The organism is Neisseria sp. Ec49-e6-T10 (assembly GCF_051132615.1).
Classification (GTDB): domain Bacteria; phylum Pseudomonadota; class Gammaproteobacteria; order Burkholderiales; family Neisseriaceae.
Genome location: NZ_CP152375.1, coordinates 2,021,187 through 2,038,547 on the forward strand (window position 1 = coordinate 2,021,187; position 17,361 = coordinate 2,038,547).

The 17,361-nt window shown below is 35.9% G+C and carries 12 protein-coding genes; 8 read left to right on the forward strand and 4 right to left on the reverse strand.

Annotated elements, in window-relative coordinates; all coding sequences use genetic code 11:
* Positions 1 to 97: 97 nt before the first annotated feature.
* Both AADH04_RS10325 and AADH04_RS10330 read left to right on the forward strand, forming a co-directional pair.
* On the forward strand, positions 98 to 271 hold the full coding sequence (locus AADH04_RS10325) for a hypothetical protein (protein ID WP_434777192.1): 174 nt from the start codon (positions 98 to 100) through the stop codon (positions 269 to 271).
* 669 nt (positions 272 to 940) lie between these two features.
* Positions 941 to 4,096 (forward strand): autotransporter outer membrane beta-barrel domain-containing protein, encoded by a 3,156-nt coding sequence (locus AADH04_RS10330; RefSeq protein ID WP_434777193.1) that lies wholly within the window; start codon positions 941 to 943, stop codon positions 4,094 to 4,096.
* A gap of 264 nt (positions 4,097 to 4,360) precedes the next feature.
* Here the strand turns inward: AADH04_RS10330 and AADH04_RS10335 are convergent, their stop codons facing one another.
* On the reverse strand, positions 4,361 to 7,495 hold the full coding sequence (locus AADH04_RS10335; RefSeq protein WP_434777194.1) for a pilus assembly protein: 3,135 nt from the start codon (positions 7,493 to 7,495) through the stop codon (positions 4,361 to 4,363).
* Between the two features lie 1,216 nt (positions 7,496 to 8,711).
* Here AADH04_RS10335 and fabI point away from each other — a divergent pair.
* The 3 genes from fabI (at position 8,712) to AADH04_RS10350 (ending at position 10,703) form a co-directional block, all read left to right on the forward strand.
* The gene (fabI, locus tag AADH04_RS10340; protein ID WP_434777195.1) at positions 8,712 to 9,500 is read left to right on the forward strand and encodes an enoyl-ACP reductase FabI; all 789 of its coding nucleotides are present in this window, start codon (positions 8,712 to 8,714) and stop codon (positions 9,498 to 9,500) included.
* A gap of 154 nt (positions 9,501 to 9,654) precedes the next feature.
* The gene (locus AADH04_RS10345) at positions 9,655 to 10,236 is read left to right on the forward strand and encodes a DUF4136 domain-containing protein (protein WP_434777196.1); all 582 of its coding nucleotides are present in this window, start codon (positions 9,655 to 9,657) and stop codon (positions 10,234 to 10,236) included.
* A gap of 50 nt (positions 10,237 to 10,286) precedes the next feature.
* A complete protein-coding gene (locus AADH04_RS10350; RefSeq protein WP_434777197.1) occupies positions 10,287 to 10,703 on the forward strand; it encodes a carboxymuconolactone decarboxylase family protein in 417 nt (138 codons plus the stop codon).
* Positions 10,704 to 10,795: 92 nt separating this feature from the next.
* On the opposite strand, the gene AADH04_RS10355 is transcribed toward AADH04_RS10350, so the two are convergent.
* The 3 genes from AADH04_RS10355 to AADH04_RS10365 form a co-directional block, all read right to left on the reverse strand.
* Positions 10,796 to 11,221, reverse strand: a complete 426-nt coding sequence (locus tag AADH04_RS10355) for a GNAT family N-acetyltransferase (RefSeq protein WP_434777198.1) — start codon at positions 11,219 to 11,221, stop codon at positions 10,796 to 10,798.
* A 7-nt stretch (positions 11,222 to 11,228) separates the two neighbouring features.
* A complete protein-coding gene (locus AADH04_RS10360) occupies positions 11,229 to 12,608 on the reverse strand; it encodes an L-serine ammonia-lyase (RefSeq protein WP_434777199.1) in 1,380 nt (459 codons plus the stop codon).
* 651 nt (positions 12,609 to 13,259) lie between these two features.
* Positions 13,260 to 13,748, reverse strand: coding sequence for a hypothetical protein (locus AADH04_RS10365; protein WP_434777200.1), 489 nt, complete (start codon positions 13,746 to 13,748; stop codon positions 13,260 to 13,262).
* Positions 13,749 to 13,959: 211 nt separating this feature from the next.
* Between AADH04_RS10365 and AADH04_RS10370 the strand changes: the two genes are divergently transcribed.
* From AADH04_RS10370 to AADH04_RS10380, 3 genes are all read left to right on the forward strand, one after another.
* Complete coding sequence (locus AADH04_RS10370; RefSeq protein ID WP_434777201.1) at positions 13,960 to 14,391, forward strand: hypothetical protein; 432 nt, start codon at positions 13,960 to 13,962, stop codon at positions 14,389 to 14,391.
* Positions 14,392 to 14,522: 131 nt separating this feature from the next.
* Positions 14,523 to 15,932, forward strand: coding sequence for a hypothetical protein (locus tag AADH04_RS10375; protein WP_434777202.1), 1,410 nt, complete (start codon positions 14,523 to 14,525; stop codon positions 15,930 to 15,932).
* A 224-nt stretch (positions 15,933 to 16,156) separates the two neighbouring features.
* Positions 16,157 to 17,347 carry a hypothetical protein gene (locus AADH04_RS10380; RefSeq protein ID WP_434777203.1) on the forward strand — a complete coding sequence of 397 codons (1,191 nt, stop codon included), beginning with the start codon at positions 16,157 to 16,159 and terminating at the stop codon, positions 17,345 to 17,347.
* Positions 17,348 to 17,361: the final 14 nt, after the last annotated feature.

Below are 17,361 nucleotides of genomic sequence, written 5' to 3' on the forward strand. Positions count from 1 at the left end.
TTAAATAATTTATTGAAAAAAATCTTGTTGTTACTAAAATAACAATCATCGATCCTAAGACGAATATTGAAAAAATTATATTTGAAAGAAATAAAGAATGAAAATAACTGGAACAAATTCTTCTATACAGTTTGATTTAGAAAATGGTTATATATTAAAAGCCCAAGGTGAAATACTGGTTGGGGGTAAATTTGTAGTTTATAAAGACTCTATTAATATGTGGGAAAATAGGTATATGTTTTTCTTAGAAAGTATATTGGGAGAAAAGTAGTATCAGTATTTTTTTAAGCAAGATAAACCTTCTATAACAAATTATTTCAAATCATAGCAGACTCTAGCTTTAAACTTAATAGACATAACCGATCACATATTTTTGAGCTTTTAATAGTCAAAATATCTTACCTATATGATGAAAACCAAGCATATATTCTTCACTGAATGATTTTCCTCTAAATTGGTCAAAGTATTGTTTACCAATAAAATAATAAATGGATTTTATTTTTTGTGTCTGCCATAAAATTGGCATAAATGACGCATTCTTTTCTCAGAATATTCAAAATATTTCTATAAACCGATTTTTTGGTTTTTCTATGAATTCAGTGTTTGCTATAATTAAAAAATATAGTTTTAATTAATTTATAAAAAATATAAAGTTATAGAATAATTTATAATTTTTACTCATAACATGAAATATAACCATTAGATAATATTGCTAATTTGGTTTTTTATCTTTAATTTTTGTTATTTTTTGTAAATTTTATTACATTATTTTAAATTTTGAAAATTGGTGGAAATGTTTATATTAGAATAAATCTATAAATTGATAAACCTTAAAAGGAGTTTTTTATGGATACGCCGATTAACCATTTAGCTTCATTTGCACCACTTTATATTTTTGCACTTCAGTGCACCTAAAAATACAGCAATTAGAAAGACCATTATGATGAAAAAGCCAAAACACCACAAACTTAATATTTTATCTCTTTCCCTCATGGCGATGAGTGCTCATAGTTTTGCTTTAGACAGCAGTATCCATCAACCAGAAGGTGGGAATTTGGTTATTGAAAATAAATTAATTGACGATTCAGATCCTAATTATGTTTATACCGACTCACTTTATGATCTTAAGGCTTTTATTGCTGCAGGTAACTATATAGATGATATAGGAAACGTTAACCTTGAATTAAATAATGTCACTATTGATTCTGTGAGTAGTCCTGTTAATAACGGTATTCGAATTGGCTCAGTTTCAAAGGATGCCTCTGTACGGTTATCTTTTAAAGACAGTGCTATTCATATACAAAAAGATCCTAATAGTGCTGAGCTTAATGGTGAGCTTGTTGGGATTGATATGCTCTCGTTAGGGGCTAGCTCTGCTCTTACCTTTGAGGGGCAATATGATATTAACCTCAATAATTCTGGTGGTAAAGCCACAGGTATTTACATTTCCGCCAATAATTTTCATTTTACAGATGATAAAACTGCAGGCAGTAGCATTAATGTAGTAGGAAAAGGAGCCGCACAGGGTATTGTTGTAATGGATTCACTAGGCACGAATATAATGGATATTAGTGCTGATATAAATGTTTTGTCTGTCGGTTCTGCTGGTTCTGCAGTTGGTATCCATTTCAATACGATCGGTAGTAATACCTTAATTTCTAATGGCAATATTACAGTTGGTTCTGAGGTACCTAGTGATGCACTATTTCAGAGCATAAGCTCAATAGGGATAGCTTACTATGCCAACCATACTGGTAAATTTGCGTCAGTAACCAACAACGGTACCATCACCATTGATGCTACTACTACGCTCCCCAACGGTGGGACTTTGTATGGAAGCGCGAAGGGTATTGACTTTTACAGCTACGCAAACGCAGAACTCATCAATAATGGCAGCATTTATCTTTCTTCTCAAGATGATGGTTATGGCATAAATTTGGTTTCTGACAGTAGTTTTGCTGCTTCGCCCTATATTGTTTCGATTTATAATAAAGAAATCGTCTTTAATGATGTAGTTAGGCAAACCAATAATAACAAAGGTATTCATACAATAATAACTGAGGGGGTTACTTTAAATATCGTCAGTGACACCATTACCAATAGTGATGTGGGTATTTTTACCCATACTTATACGGATGCGTCAGATCCAGAGGCACCCTTAGAGAGTAAAGCCACCACTAATATTACGGTAACCAATCAGATCACTGCGAACTCTATTGGTATTCTGGCTTCTGAAGGGACACATAATATTACCCTAAAAGAAGGTGCTTTTGTTCAAGGAGGAACTCAGGATTATGATAGCCCATATTATTATGCTTATGGGCTGTTTAATGCAGCGGGTATTTTGTTACATCCGGCCCTTGCTGATTTGCGTAATACCATTAATTTAGAGCGTGGCGCCAAACTGTATTCTTTAAATGATATGGCTATTTACCAGATCGATTCTGGTGGCAACAGCACAACCACAATCAATAATGCAGGTATCATTACTGGTCAAATAGATATTTCTTCTGTCCATGACACCACAACCTTAAATAACCAAGCTGGGGGTACGCTAGAGTTACAAAACTACGCTTCAGGCAGTAAAGATGAAGTCATGTTTCATTTAGGTGGTACAAATAGCGTCTTAAACAATGATGGCCTGATTAAGTTTAGCGATAAAGATGCTGGTGATACTGCAACACCAAGCAATGCCGTATTTAATGTGGCAACCTTTAACAATAATGCCTCTGGTGTGATTGATTTAACCAGTAAAAATAATGGTTCAAACAATTTAGTAGGAGATACTGTAACCATTAATGGACAGTATGTAGCCAATGGTGGGCAGCTGAACATCAATACCGAGCTTAATGGAAACAACAGCGTATCGGATCAGCTTATTGTGAATGGCGATGTTGTTTTAGGTTCAGAGGCAACCTTACTTTCAGTGACCCCTACCTTGAATAGTTTAGGCGTTAAAACAACAGGGGATGGCATTCAAGTGATATCTGTTTCAGGCACTTCTGATGATCAGGCGTTTAGCCTTAAAGGCCCATTAACGGCAGGTGCTTACGAATATATTTTAGATAAAGGTCAGCTAAATGAAAACTGGTATTTAAGCAATGTGTTAAGACCTACTGAGCCAGAAGAGCCAGAAGAGCCAGAAATCGTTTTAAGAAACCCTTCAACAGCAGCGTACTTAGCCAACCAAACAGCAGCATCTGCTTTATTTATGCATAACTTACATGACAGACAAGGAAGCGTTTATGCGGCAGATGATGGCAAACAAGGTTTATCTGCATGGATGAAAGCCTCAACGAGTAACACCAAAAACCAAAGCATCAATGGTTCCATGAATGTGGATACAGACAGTAACCTGTTGCATTTAGGTACAGACATTGCCAACTGGCAAGTACAAGAAGGCAATGTGCATCTTGGTTTAATGGCGGCTTATGGCGAAACCGAATCAAAGGTTCAATCAAAAGCGACCAAAACAAGAGCCAAAGGCAAAGTGACAGGATACAGCGTAGGTGTTTACGGTACTTGGTTTGCTGATCAAGACCAAGGTAAAGGTTTGTATGTAGACAGTTGGGCACAATATGGCTGGTATAAAAACAAAGTCACAGGTGCAGGGCAGGTCAATAAAGAAGAGAAGTATGACTCAAATAATTTTGCTGTGTCGTTAGAAATGGGTTATGGCCTGCATTTGTTTAGCCAAGGTAATACTGAGGTAATTTTAACCCCCCAAGTACAGGTTGCTTATAACCATTACAAGGCAGATGATCATCAAGATGGCAATAACTTAAAGGTAAGTGGTTTAAAAGCCAATGATGTGATTACTCGAGTGGGTGCCAGATTATATGGCAAAGCGGTGACAGGTTACACAGCCAAACCGTATTTGGAAGCGAACTGGTTACACCATACCGCAAAAAATGAGTTAAGTTTTAATGGTGAAGTTTTAAAAGACGGTGTCCCAAAAGACAGAGCGGAAGTGAAGTTGGGCTTACAAGGCACGATAGCGAAGAGTTGGAAGGTGTGGGGTCAGGTAGGGACACAATGGGGCGGAAATGGTTACACTCGTTATGAAGGACAGGTTGGAGTCAATTATCAGTGGTAAAGATTGAAGCTATTAATGAAGTCAGAAAAAGCAACCATGATTGGTTGCTTTTTTATTGTGTACTCAAGAGTGTTTGTGATCGATTATCATGAGGATGAATTTATTCTGAGCAAGTTTCATTTGCCAATTTTAATACTCAATTGTTTTTAAAGTTGATCATTTGTAATTATTTTTTTGTCCGTGCATATAAAAACCCTCTTGCGACAAAAATAATCATTTTTTCTTTGAAATTCTGTCGTAAGGGGTACTAAGGAGTTGAATATCTTATACAATGATTCTCCAAGAAATTCGTCTAGCTCTTTTTTCTTGATCGAAAAAAACCTCTTTTAAAATAAGCTGTCCCTTATCATTCTTGGTGACCGTATATGTCCTTCCGTCTGAGACAAGGAAACTAGATTCCCCTACCGCACCCAGTGATTCACGGTATGCCCCTGTTGCTGTTTCAGTGGTTTTTCCAAAAAAATCTTTAATTCCAGACCCAGTTTCAGCTTTAAGTGGATAAGAGTAGCCTGTTGGCGCTGCCGCATCACAAGAAGCCACAGATGTAGAGTCGTTGATATAAGTATTAATCACAACCGTATCTTTATATATGGCTGGATTATAAATAAGCTGTTCATACTCACCACCTGATGTTGGTAAATTCATATACCAACCATACTGTGCCTTAGTGTCGACACAATTTGCATTACCCGCCCAACACACAGAGTATTGGCTTAATTGATTGGTGCCAGTATTAATCGTTTGCTGTTGCAATTGGGCTTTACTGTAAAGCGCTTTTGTTGCATGAGTAGGCTGATGGTCAGCGTCAATAGTTGCAATATCCTGATCCCAGACACCATAAATAGCTTGAGTTCCAGTCGCATAAGAGTCAGCACTATCCAAATATCCAGGTTTACGCTGACCTGTACCAAAAACCAACATCAATTTTCCTGTCTTTTCATCATAAAAATTGGCCACTTTAGTTGTGATTGCTTGATTGGTATCTGCTTTAAACAATAATTGAGGCTTTAAATCTGCCCATTTTGCGCCCGATGTGTTTTGTCTATTTAAATTGAAGCGCCAAAGGTTACCCTTTATATCCCCAGCGTAAACAAAATCAATGGTATTGTCATCGTCAATGTCTACTGGTGTGGTATAGGCAATGCCATTACGATCAGTGCTTGAGCCTACGCCTGTTCCAATAAACTCAAATTCTGGCGTGCCAGATGAACCAATAGACATCACATAAATACCTGCTTCACCAGACAGTCCATCTATACTACAGTTACCATTTGCCGCATCTGTATCCGTACACCAACCATTTCCAAAGACAGCGCCCCACTGACCATTATGGAACCTGCCAATAGCTGGTTTACCATAAGTATTGCCTAAATGTTTCCAAATAGGATCATCTTTTTTAAAAGACCACTCACCAATAACATGTTTATTGGCAGAAGCAGTGGTTTGATTAAATGAGGCAGGGTCAGTAATATCTAGGGCATAAATTGTAGCACCGCCTTCACCTAAACCACTGACCAACCATGTATGCCACTGTCCGTTATAAAATACATCACCAGTGCTTGGGCTGGCATTATGATAAAAATTATGTGCATATTGGGTACTGCTAAAATCCAATGTGTCTGAGGCCTGATGCATGCGTTTTAAAACACTCAATGGCATAAATGCCATCATTTCCTTACCATCATTAGGGTGTACCTCTGTAGAAAATTGACCTGATGCATCATAAGCACCTGTACGGAAGCCATGCAAGAAACCATCATTAGAACCGACATAAACCATATGCATCCGCTGATTGTGAGCCGCTTTAAATGCACTGTATAATTGTTGTCCCGTTTCAGGTTGGGTTCCTGAGTGTTTTTTATCTTGCCAAGCATTGTCATAAATTTGACTAGGAGAGCCAACCCAAGCTGGAGATGAGTCAATGATATCGCCTAAAACACTTTTGCGTTTTCTGAAATCTAAAGCGTCAGGGGCTTCATGAGTACGTACCCCTCTAATAAAGTTTAATCGAGCCTCACCATGTCCATCACCTGATAAGTTAGACGCATTGACCCCATTTAAACTATTTTGTACATCAGTTGGTAACAATGACCACTCTAAAGCCGTGCCAGCTGCGCCTGAATAAGTCCATAAAGCCCGATTATTTGGAGAAGTTTCAGAGACATTTGGTGTGTTTTCTAAAGCTTCACAAGCCCCTCCTGTTAGCCCACAAGAAGCGTCCCATTCTGGGTAGTCATTCACAACAAGCGAGCCTGTTGTGATGTCTTTACGGATATTATAGGCCAGTAAATGGCCATCTAAATATAAAGGGTTATAGTATGATGTGTAGACATTCATGTCTGTTTTATAGGTACTATCAGGTGCGCCTGTAGAAACAGAGCCTTGTGCGGTACTGGCAGGTTCTGCTTTAAAACAAGCTACTTCATGGACATTATTTGCTCCTCCAGTAGATGCCGCAAAACCAAAACGAAATGATTTAGGTAAGTAACCATTTTTTTCAATAATGTTCATATCTTGAATGATAGGTTGAAATGCGCCACCGTTGTAGCTTAACCAAACGCCTAAAATACCAGCAGGTGTCATTTTAACTTTGTATGTTAGAGGTTTAGCTTGGTCTCGGGTTTTCCATGCACTACTAACCATTGGTGTCTGTGAGGAAAGGGTTTTATGCCCTAGATATTGATAATGAAGTTCTTTGCCAATAATAATATTTGGATTTCTGTTACGGTATATATCACCCGTGCGACAATAATTTTTTTGAATTTCCGCATCAGTAATTCCTGTACTCCCATATTTTTCTTGTAAGTACTTGATGTTCATATTACCACCACCCCTTACACCTATTGTGTTTCGAATTTCTCCTGGGCCAGTTCCTGGGCCATGTCTTGGATTGGTAAAATTGCCCCATTCATCAATCCCAATCCCAAGATAACCGCCATCGACCCCACTATTAGCACCTGAGAAATTAAAACTGTTACCGACACAAGCATAACCCAAGCCTCCACCTAACCCTCCAATTGAGGCTGGTCTATCGCCATCGGCAAGGAAAAAGCTCATGCCATCAGCGCCATTAGCACCACTAGCACTTGTAGTACCATAAGTTCGGGTAACGAAAGTCACCTCTATGCCTTCATTGGTTGGAAAAGTAAAGTTTGATGCTATTCCCCCTCCGCCAGAGTTTCTGGCATAGGTTAAAATGAGGGCTCCTTTGCCGGGTTGATCTAGCGAGATATAATTTTTGTTGCATTGTGGGGGAGAGCCAGCAATATTTCCTGATGCCACACCCACATTATTGCCTGCACTTAAACAAGCCCAATTAGAAGTAGCCCCTGTTCCAATAGGTGGGATCAACCATGCATTGGATGTAGCGGCATTTCTAAAGTCTTCAGATATAACCAAGGCTGGTGACTGAGCTGTATAAATTAAAAGTAAGTTTGATATTAATAACTGAACTATTGTTTTATGCTTAAAACTTATTGGTGTTTTTACGATAACATTATTTTTTATTCTTTGAACGTGTTTTAGCTTCATTGATGGCCTTTCAATTATTCATTCATTAGATGTGTTGAGGGTTAAAAAGTTATAAATAATGGTCATGTTTATAGCTATTCTAAATATTTTTATTTTTAGATTTGATTGTTGTTTTCTTTATAAAGTTCAATATTTTAGATAAAAAATTTATTTATATGTGATATTAAAATTGTTGATAATATTTCTAAAAGAATCTTTCTGTCTATTGAGCTAAATGGTTTTTATAATTGTCATTTTGTGTTTGCCTTACAATGATCTTTTCTAGCATTGGCTGTTGAGCTTCCTGTATTATCAGCTTTTAGCGTGCCTAATTTTTTATGTTGTTAAGAGCATCAAATTTAAAGGTATACATAGCATTATTCTTATTAAATGATGTTCCTACGATAATAGAATCATCTTTCGATACGCCATAGGCAAGCGACATGCTAAGTTGACCGAGTGTTAATGTTCCCAGATCAATTACATTGGTAAAATTCATTTCATAAAAGTAAAAAACTTTACAATTGTTCTTTTAAATAAACCATTTATTCTTTAGGTATAAAAATTATTTATTTTATATTTAATATGAATGATTTTTATGTTTAAATATTAAACTTTAGATTAATTAGAGAGGATATTATTTTTTAAAAATAATCAATAAAAATAATATTATGTCATTATCTTATTATGATTTTTTATTTTTTGATAGTGAGTATTTAATATTTTTATTTTTTTAAAGTTTTTTTTTATAATTAATAAGTGGTAGATGATGAATGATTGTTTTTTGAAATAAAAGCCGAGATGCTGTTTATTACTTTTCAGGTTTTGGTTCTATTTTGATGGTTTTTTGATTAAAGTAATTCTGTCTTTTACTCTATTCATCATGTTTTAAGGCTGTTTTGTGGCAATTTTTGAGCGTGTAATAAAAAAATAAAAACCCTAAACATAATAGGGAATAATCCTGACCCAACAAGGTTTTCCTTGAATAAATAGACCAATAGTTTATCGTTAATGTACATAAATTTTTATACGCTTTTTTGTTTTTAAAGGAAGTTTTCGATATAATTACGCCTTTACGCAAAAATAATAGAAACAGGGAGACATAATGGGTTTCTTGCAAGGCAAAAAGATTTTAATCACAGGCATGATTTCTGATCGTTCTATTGCTTATGGTATTGCTAAGGCGTGTCATAACCAAGGTGCTGAACTTGCATTTACTTATGTGGTAGATAAATTAGAAGAACGTGTTCGTAAAATGGCCAAAGAGTTTGGCTCTGATCTTGTCTTCCGTTGTGATGTACAAAATGATGATGAAATAGAACAATTATTTGTTGACTTAGCTAAAAACTGGGATGGTTTAGACGGTTTGGTTCATGCTATTGCTTTTGCACCCAAAGAGTCTCTAGATGGTGATTTCTTAGATGCGTTAACGCGTGAAGCATTTAGTGTCGCGCATGAAGTGTCTAGTTATAGCTTTCCTGCATTGGCAAAAGCTGCCCGTCCAATGATGCGTAACCGTAATTCGGCTTTATTGGCTTTAACCTATTTAGGTGCTGTACGTGCGATCCCTAACTATAATGTGATGGGTTTGGCTAAAGCCAGTTTAGAGGCGTCGATTCGTTTTACGGCTTCTACTGTTGGGAAAGAAGGGATTCGTTGTAATGGTATTTCAGCAGGCCCGATTAAAACATTAGCCGCTTCTGGTATTGGTAATTTTGGCAAACTATTGAGCCATGTTGCAGAGCAAAACCCAATTAGGCGTAATGTCACAACAGACGAGGTGGGTAATGTTGCAGCGTTTTTATTGTCTGATTTGGCCTCTGGTGTTACAGGTGAAATTACTTACGTTGATGGTGGTTACAGCATCAACGCATTGAGTGTGCCCGATGCTTAATAATTAATATCTTTAGCTTTATTTTAAAAAACCACTATGAGATATAGTGGTTTTTTTTATGGCGTTTGGCATTTTTTTATTTTTGTGTTGCTCTAAATAAAAAATGTTCTATACTATGCTTATATATAAAATAATATAATTAATTGGGGTTCTTATGAAACGTTATTTCATGATTTTTTTATTAGTCTTAAGCTTAGGTGCATGTCAAAGCGTGCCTCAATTGGCTAATGATTATGACCGAGCCCGAGATTTTAGCCTTTATCAAAGTTTTGCATTCAATACACCAGCTTTAATTTATCAGCCAGATGAGTCATATATCAGAAGTGACTTAACTGAAAGCAGAATTGTTGCATCCATAAACAATGAGTTAACCCGTAAGGGGTTAAAGGTTGAGTCTGCCCAGAAAGCAGATTTAAAAGTACAAGCTTATTTGATTCTCGATACAAGAAAAACCAATGTTGCCGAAGGGCATTATATGGGGTGGGATCCATATTGGCATGATTTTTGGACAGGGCCAGATTATGTGCGCACCTATTCGATGTATTACCAAGTGGCAACCATTCAAATTGATTTGATTGATCGACAAACAGATAAATTAGTTTGGAGAGGCAGTGCAAAAGAAATTGTAGATGACAGTCGGTCATTGTCTCCTTCTCAAAAAGATCAATTGATTCAAAAAATAGTAGGGCAGATCATCAATCTTTATCCACCTAAAATAGATAGGGTAAAGTTATAAGCAATATCCATCATTAAACGATGGCGAGGTTAATGGGAGAGGGCTCATAAATGAATTATGAACAGATTTCTAAAGATGTGATGAAACATCTTTATCAAGCACATGAAATGTTGACTCAATCTGAACTAGAACCGCAGCTCAGGGCGTTGGTTGAGCTGAGAGTCTCACAGATTAATGGATGTGCTTATTGCTGTGCTATGCATGCTCATGAGGCAAGGCAATTGGGTATAGAACAAACTGTTTTAGACAGATTATCGGGTTGGTCTTTATCCAGTGCGTTTAATGATCAACAGAAAATCGCTTTGGCATGGGCAGAAAGTGTGACTCAGTTTTTGCCTAATCGACATGATTTATTGGCAGAGCTTCATAGCCATTTTTCTGAAAAAGAAATTGCAGATTTGACTTTAGTGATCTCTTTGATGAATGCTTTTAATCGAATTGCTATTTCGATCGGGGATCATCATTAATCTTTGCTAGAGTAGATGATAGGATATTAGTCTACTTTATTTGATAAAAAATAGATGAGTAACTTTAAGTATTGTTAACCATCTATTTTTTATTATTTTTCCCAAACCATATGATATTCTTGTTTCCTTGTATCAGCATCTATTTTTTCTTCGGTGATACGAAAGCCATGTTTTTGATAAAATGATAAGGTTTTGGTATTGTCTGCATAACAGTCAAGTGTCAAAACAGGGTGTAATTTTTTTGTATATTCTAGTAGACAGGTGCCAATGCCTTGTGATTGGTAGTTGGTTGACACAAATAAGCCTGCAATATGGTTATCGATTAACCCGATAAATCCTTGAATATGAGGGGGGTGACGATAAATAAAAACGACTGCATTTTTTAACGCTTCTTTTACAAAGGGATATTGTGCTTCCCAATAAATAGCAGGAATAAAGGCATGTGCTTGTATGTTTGTTTCCAGCCATATTGTGGCAATTTCATCTATATCCGCTATTTTAAAAGGTTCAATCATCATTAATCAATCAACATTGCACTTTAGCAATCACAATACTGGCTAAACCACCTAAAGAGGTTTCGCGGTATTTTGCATTAAGGTCGCGCCCAGTTTCAAACATGGTTTGGATGACTTTGTCTAAAGAAACACTGGGTGAGCTTGTACGTTGAAGCGCCATTCTTGCTGCGTTGATGGCTTTCATTGAGGCAATGGCATTGCGTTCAATACATGGAATTTGTACTTGGCCTGCAACAGGGTCGCAGGTTAAACCTAAGTTATGTTCCATGCCAATTTCTGCTGCAATACAAATTTGTTCTGCGCTGCCCCCTAATAAATCTGCAAGACCTGCGGCAGCCATTGAGCAGGCAACGCCAACCTCTCCTTGGCAGCCGACTTCTGCGCCAGAAATAGAGGCATTTTTCTTATATAAAGTACCGATGGCACCAGAGCTCATAAAAAATCGAATAATCAGCTCAGGGGTTAAAGGCTGAATAAACTGGTGATAATAAGATAAAACGGCGGGGATAATGCCACTTGCCCCATTTGTGGGGGCAGTGACAATTCGTCCTCCTGCCGCATTTTCTTCGTTGACTGCCAAGGCAAACATATTGACCCAATCCATGACTCTTAATGGGGCCGTGGCACTTTCTTCAGAAGAAATCAGCAGATGATAAAGAGGTGCCGCACGTTTAGGTAACTGTAAAGGGCCAGGTAAAACACCTTCGGAGTGAATACCGCGCTGAATACATTGCTGCATGGTTTGCCAGATTTTGACAAAATAATCTTCAATTTCTTGGGCAGTATGGTAAGACAATTCATTTTGGTAAACCAGTTGATCAATTGTGTATTGGTGTTGTTGGCAAAGTTGCAGTAAATGTTCTGCTGTATCAAATGGATAAGGTACGGTAGGTCTGCCGCTTTCAGGTTGATTAAATTGTTCTTCTTCGACAATAAAGCCACCACCAATGGAATAATATACTTTGCTCAGTACCAAACCTGTATCGCCAAAAGCTTCTATTTTTAAGCCATTTTCGTGTAAGGGTAAGTTTTCTTCATAATGAAAGGTGATGTTTTTTTCGGTATCAAAAGCAATATGTTTATCACTGCCACCAATCATTAAGGAGTGTGAATGTTCAATATCTGAAATAATAAAATCAATCGCATCAACATCCACTGTAGCAGGTTCAAAACCTGCTAGTCCTAATATAATGGCGATATCGGTTCTATGCCCTTTTCCTGTTAGGGCAAGGGAGCCATAAATATCAACCTGTATGGTGGTTACCTTTGGTGTTAGGGCAAGTTTATGTAGGGTTTGACAAAATTGATTGCCTGCTTTCATTGGTCCAACCGTATGAGAGCTTGAAGGGCCGATACCTATTTTAAATAATTCAAAAATGCTGATCATCATGATCCCCTACAATAAAACAGTTGTCTAAAGGAGTGAGTTAATGAAACTATAATTTATGGTATGAAAAATGATTATTTCATTTGTTAACTAAATTAATTTGTTAGGTTTTTAAATTGCTGGTTTTTTGTTTCAATGTTATGCACGATATCAGTATAACAGAAATTTATTGGCGCACTAGTGAACACTTGTGACTAATTGTATTGTTGCTGTGATCATTGTTTTAATAGTAAAAGAGACCAGCAAAAAAGTTTGCTTGATGTTAAAAATACAGTCGGGTTTTTAAAGGGTTATCGGTTTTTGTGGATATGGCCTAGAAATGTAAAACATTTCATTGTTTTGGTTAAAAATAATGGGGAATTGTGGCCTTTAATTTAGTGTCGATGGACATTATTTGTCTTTATGGTGGTGGATATTACTTAATATTGTTTTTGCTAGAGCAAAATAAGGTTATAAATCAGTGAAAATGTTTTTTGAGCATAGTAGGTGTGATCAAGTTTGATGTGCATAAGTTTCGTTGGTTTTTAGGCGTTGATCTACGATTTATGAAACTGTATAAAAGCTTTCTAATGAAAATAATGTATCACTATAGTTAAATATAGATTAATCAATAATTTTGAGATTTAATCCCCTTTTTATATAGGGGATTAAATCTTAATTTTGCGTGCAGCGTATTGCCCCTTGGCTTTTTAAGCGAGATTCTTGTAATTCAAAAAAGTCTTTTGGATGTTGTAGCAAATAAAGTCGATTATTTTTAATAACAAACTCAAAATTTCCTTTTCCTGAATCAGATGTACCATGATATGAATCAACCGAATATCGTGCCATTCCTTTTAATTTTGTAGGTGTTGCTTCGGTTAGTGATTGTACTTTACCAATTACAGTGTAATCTGAAGGAAAATCAAGCACCCATGTATTGTTTTTAGTATTGATAGAAAAGGATTCTGCTATAAGGTTTTCATTTTTTTTTGGGTTTTTACAGTATTGCTTTTCCAGTTTTGTATCACCTATAACAACCCATGTTTCTTTAAAAGTATCTGGAATTTTTTTTGCTATATTCACTGGTTTAGCATAACTAATTGAAGGACTTATAAATGTTATTGCGAGCAGAATTGTTGCGATCATTTTTTTATTTTTCTTCATTATTTTTCCCTTAGAAAATTTAAAGTGATTTACATAAATTGAATTTGATTTATGTGATGAGGATTATAGATATTGAAAACAAAAAAATTCAAGTATACAAATAGTAAAAAATATTAATTTAACATTAACGAATGTTAACATATTTGCAGAATATACTGCATTCGTGACAATCAAACCAAACTTTTTTATAAAAATACTATTGAAAGTATGTATGAAAAATTTATCTATGTTATGTGTTGTTTGTACAGTTGTACTAACAGGAGGGTGTGCTAATGAACAAGTTAATAGCAGCATTAATCAGAAGGTTTATGAATTCCTTGTTTTTGGTGGGAAAACACCAACGTTTAGCCAAGACCAAGGCAAGATAAACTCAGCCAATAATGACCCTTATATGATTGTTTATGGCAAAGACAGTTGTGGGTTGACCAGAAGAATGATTGATCAATTAAATCATAAAAATATACCATATGTTTATAAAAGCACGGATATTCGTCAGTATTCGAATGAAATGTACAATAAAATGAGACTTGCTAGATTAAACACAAGCAGTTTTATGTTACCTGTAGTTGAAGTGAATCGTTATATGTTGGTCAGTCCCGATGCACCAAAAGTCTTGCAACTATACACTCAGAAAAATAATTAATTATGGTAAAAGGCTTTAATATACTGTTTACTTAAATTTACTTGAGCTTTAAATATTATTACAGGTATGTTGTTTAAAATGGCCAAACTAATATTTGATTGCAATAAGATAAAAAATAAAGGTTAAAACAAATGAATATAAATAATAAATTAAATGGGGTATTCAAGTCATGTTTATTGCTCTGTGCATTATTGGTTTTAGGAGGGTGTACCACTGTTGGTAAGGCCAATAAATTACAGGAAAAAGGGCAATATGTTGAAAGTGTTAAAATCATTACAGATAAGTTGGATCAATCTGGAACATTGCCCAGCCAGTCTACGTTCAACAGTATGAGTAATATTATTTATCGAAGTATTCAGCATTTCGAAAATAAATTATCAATGGCTTCTGAAAAAAACTATGATGAAAGAATTAATGCCTATGAGGGGATTTTTAATATCAGAGTTCTCTTAGAGAATAAGTTTTATAGTAATCATTTTGCCAATTTTATTGCTTCTTATAAGCTACCTGAACTTAGGTCTACGTTAGCACAATTGCACTATTTAAAAGGCAATGAAATTAACCCTGTGCAGATTATTGATTACAAAATAAAATCAGATATATATAAGGCAGGGTTAAAGTATGCTGAATATAAAGATATGCGTACCTTAATGGAAAAATATGCAAAACAATATGCGACGCTTGCTGCAGAAGATGGGTATAAAAAAGGCGTTGATGCAGCAAAAATGAAAGATTACTTCCAAGCCAGTGAACACTTTGCTCAAGTTATTAATGTTTATAAAGCGTATGGTGATTATAAAGACAGTAAGAAACTATTTACTCAATATGATAGGCAATGGCGTACGGAATCTGCACAAAAAGCATTTGATGAAGCACAGTCAATTGCACAAAATGCCCGTTATAAAGCAGATAACCGAGAAGCTGCTCAAAAATATACTGAGGCTTTTGAGTATTATAAGCCATATGGTGATTTTAAAAATGCATCTAGCTTTGCCAGCAAACAAAAAGACCTTGGTACAGTTTATATCGACTTTTATATTGACGGGCATAAGAGGGATGGGACAAAAACAGAACGAGACCTAAAAAGCATCATTAATCCAGCTTTTAAGCAAACCTTTAATAGCTCATATTATCAACAAGCAACAAGAAATACACGCAAAGATTTGACCATTAGAGTGCGTTATAGTGTGAAGTACCATATCAACAAAGATAAGGTAAGAGAATACAAACAACAGGAAACAGGCTCTGACGGTAAAGTTCGGTATTTTACAAAAGTAGTGAAGGAAAAGCGCAATCGTTATGAAATTGATGTTACGGTGACTGCCGCAGGAAAAGTATCGTATCAAGATGGATTTAAGTTACATTCTACCTCTTCAGAAGAACAAATTAGATATACTGGCGATGTGCCATCTGGTTATAAAGCCCATACGAACGGCCGCATGGAGTCTGAATATACATTAGAGCGTCAAATAGAAAATGAAGTACAATCAAGGATTAAAGATATTTTACTGAATATTCGAGATCATACCGATTATATATAGACTATAAAATATATTTTAATTTTTCTATATTATTCTGATGTATCAAATATTTTGGTTTATTTATTCTATTTTTAACGTTACAACATTATTTTTTATTTAATGGTGTTGTAACATGTTCTCATAATCTATTTAATTTGTATTTTTTCCCCTATTTTTAGATACTTGGCATGTGGGTTACGATACAATCTCGTTTGTCATTAATATATTGTTTTGCATTTTAACCTATGGAACGCCCACGCCTAGAAATCGACTTAGAAATCTTGCAACAGCAACGCTGGCAACAAGAGCAAGAAGAACAGCAGCGTGTAGGGCAAAAACTGCCAGAAGCAATCGAAGATGTGCAAAATCATCTCAATCAAAATAATTTGCTTAAAGGGTTTAATGAGGAGCAACAAAAGCAATTAACCGAAGCTTTAGCGGTAGAAGTCGCTAAAAAGAAGCATTTTGATAAAATTGATGGGCTTGGGCTTTCTCAAGATGGTAATCATCTGATTGCCCATATTCGCCATAATGTGGCAGCCCATATTGATATTCAAAAAACAATTTCTCAACCTAAAACAGACATAGAACTTGAGAATGAGCGGCAACAAAATAAAGACAATCCTTATTACAGTCAAACATTTGGTCGGTTTTATCCTGAAAAAGAACGACTAGAACACATTACAAAAATAATGGTAGGTTTTAAAGTATATGAAAAACTTTCAGTTTTTAGCCTCAAAGAGCAGCAAACTTTAATGCAAGCTGTTGGCTTTGCCATTGATGACTTTGCAGGGCGTCCGCCTAAAGTCACTTATGTCGATATCAATCATAAACAAATGCACTTAATTGTCGGTGCTTATAACAAAAGCATTAAATTAGACCCTCAAGCTATTCTGGCGCAAAATCAGCCTAAAGAAGATATTAAACAAACTGTACCAGAGAAAGAGCCAGAACAAAGCATACGCACAGCCATAGCCAAAAGTGGTGATAGTGGCATGACGATTGCCAAACAATTAGACCCCAATCACCCCGAAGCAGCTTTGGGGCATTTATACCGTTCAGGACAAGTTAAAGATATTCAGCTTAAAGATGCACACCAACATCTGGTACCCAATATTCAGCCAAATAAAGAATATCACTATGATCCAAGTATCTACACACCTGAACAGCAAAAAGAAAACGAACAGCTCGCTAAACAGCGAATAAGTAGCCAAAGCAAAATTAACCAACAAATTGACAGTATTCAGGCACAGCTTCAACAACAGCAAAAACAGAACCTCGAACAACAAAAAACCAATGAGCTATTAAGTGGTTTATTTAAACCACAAGAATCATTGGCACGTAATTCCTTTGAAGATCAACTCAAACACCGTGTATTGATCAACCAATACTTACCGACTGAATATAGGCAAACGCTTTGGGCGTGGGCTTGTTAATGGCGCAAAAGGCT

What these genes read in the sequence shown, in the direction of transcription:
- AADH04_RS10325 (WP_434777192.1), top strand. Translation starts at nt 98, where the DNA reads ATGAAAATAACTGGAACAAATTCTTCTATACAGTTTGATTTAGAAAAT.
- AADH04_RS10330 (WP_434777193.1), top strand. Translation starts at nt 941, where the DNA reads ATGATGAAAAAGCCAAAACACCACAAACTTAATATTTTATCTCTTTCC.
- fabI (WP_434777195.1), top strand. Translation starts at nt 8,712, where the DNA reads ATGGGTTTCTTGCAAGGCAAAAAGATTTTAATCACAGGCATGATTTCT.
- AADH04_RS10345 (WP_434777196.1), top strand. Translation starts at nt 9,655, where the DNA reads ATGAAACGTTATTTCATGATTTTTTTATTAGTCTTAAGCTTAGGTGCA.
- AADH04_RS10350 (WP_434777197.1), top strand. Translation starts at nt 10,287, where the DNA reads ATGAATTATGAACAGATTTCTAAAGATGTGATGAAACATCTTTATCAA.
- AADH04_RS10355 (WP_434777198.1), bottom strand. Translation starts at nt 11,221, where the DNA reads ATGATGATTGAACCTTTTAAAATAGCGGATATAGATGAAATTGCCACA.
- AADH04_RS10360 (WP_434777199.1), bottom strand. Translation starts at nt 12,608, where the DNA reads ATGATGATCAGCATTTTTGAATTATTTAAAATAGGTATCGGCCCTTCA.
- AADH04_RS10365 (WP_434777200.1), bottom strand. Translation starts at nt 13,748, where the DNA reads ATGAAGAAAAATAAAAAAATGATCGCAACAATTCTGCTCGCAATAACA.
- AADH04_RS10370 (WP_434777201.1), top strand. Translation starts at nt 13,960, where the DNA reads ATGAAAAATTTATCTATGTTATGTGTTGTTTGTACAGTTGTACTAACA.
- AADH04_RS10375 (WP_434777202.1), top strand. Translation starts at nt 14,523, where the DNA reads ATGAATATAAATAATAAATTAAATGGGGTATTCAAGTCATGTTTATTG.
- AADH04_RS10380 (WP_434777203.1), top strand. Translation starts at nt 16,157, where the DNA reads ATGGAACGCCCACGCCTAGAAATCGACTTAGAAATCTTGCAACAGCAA.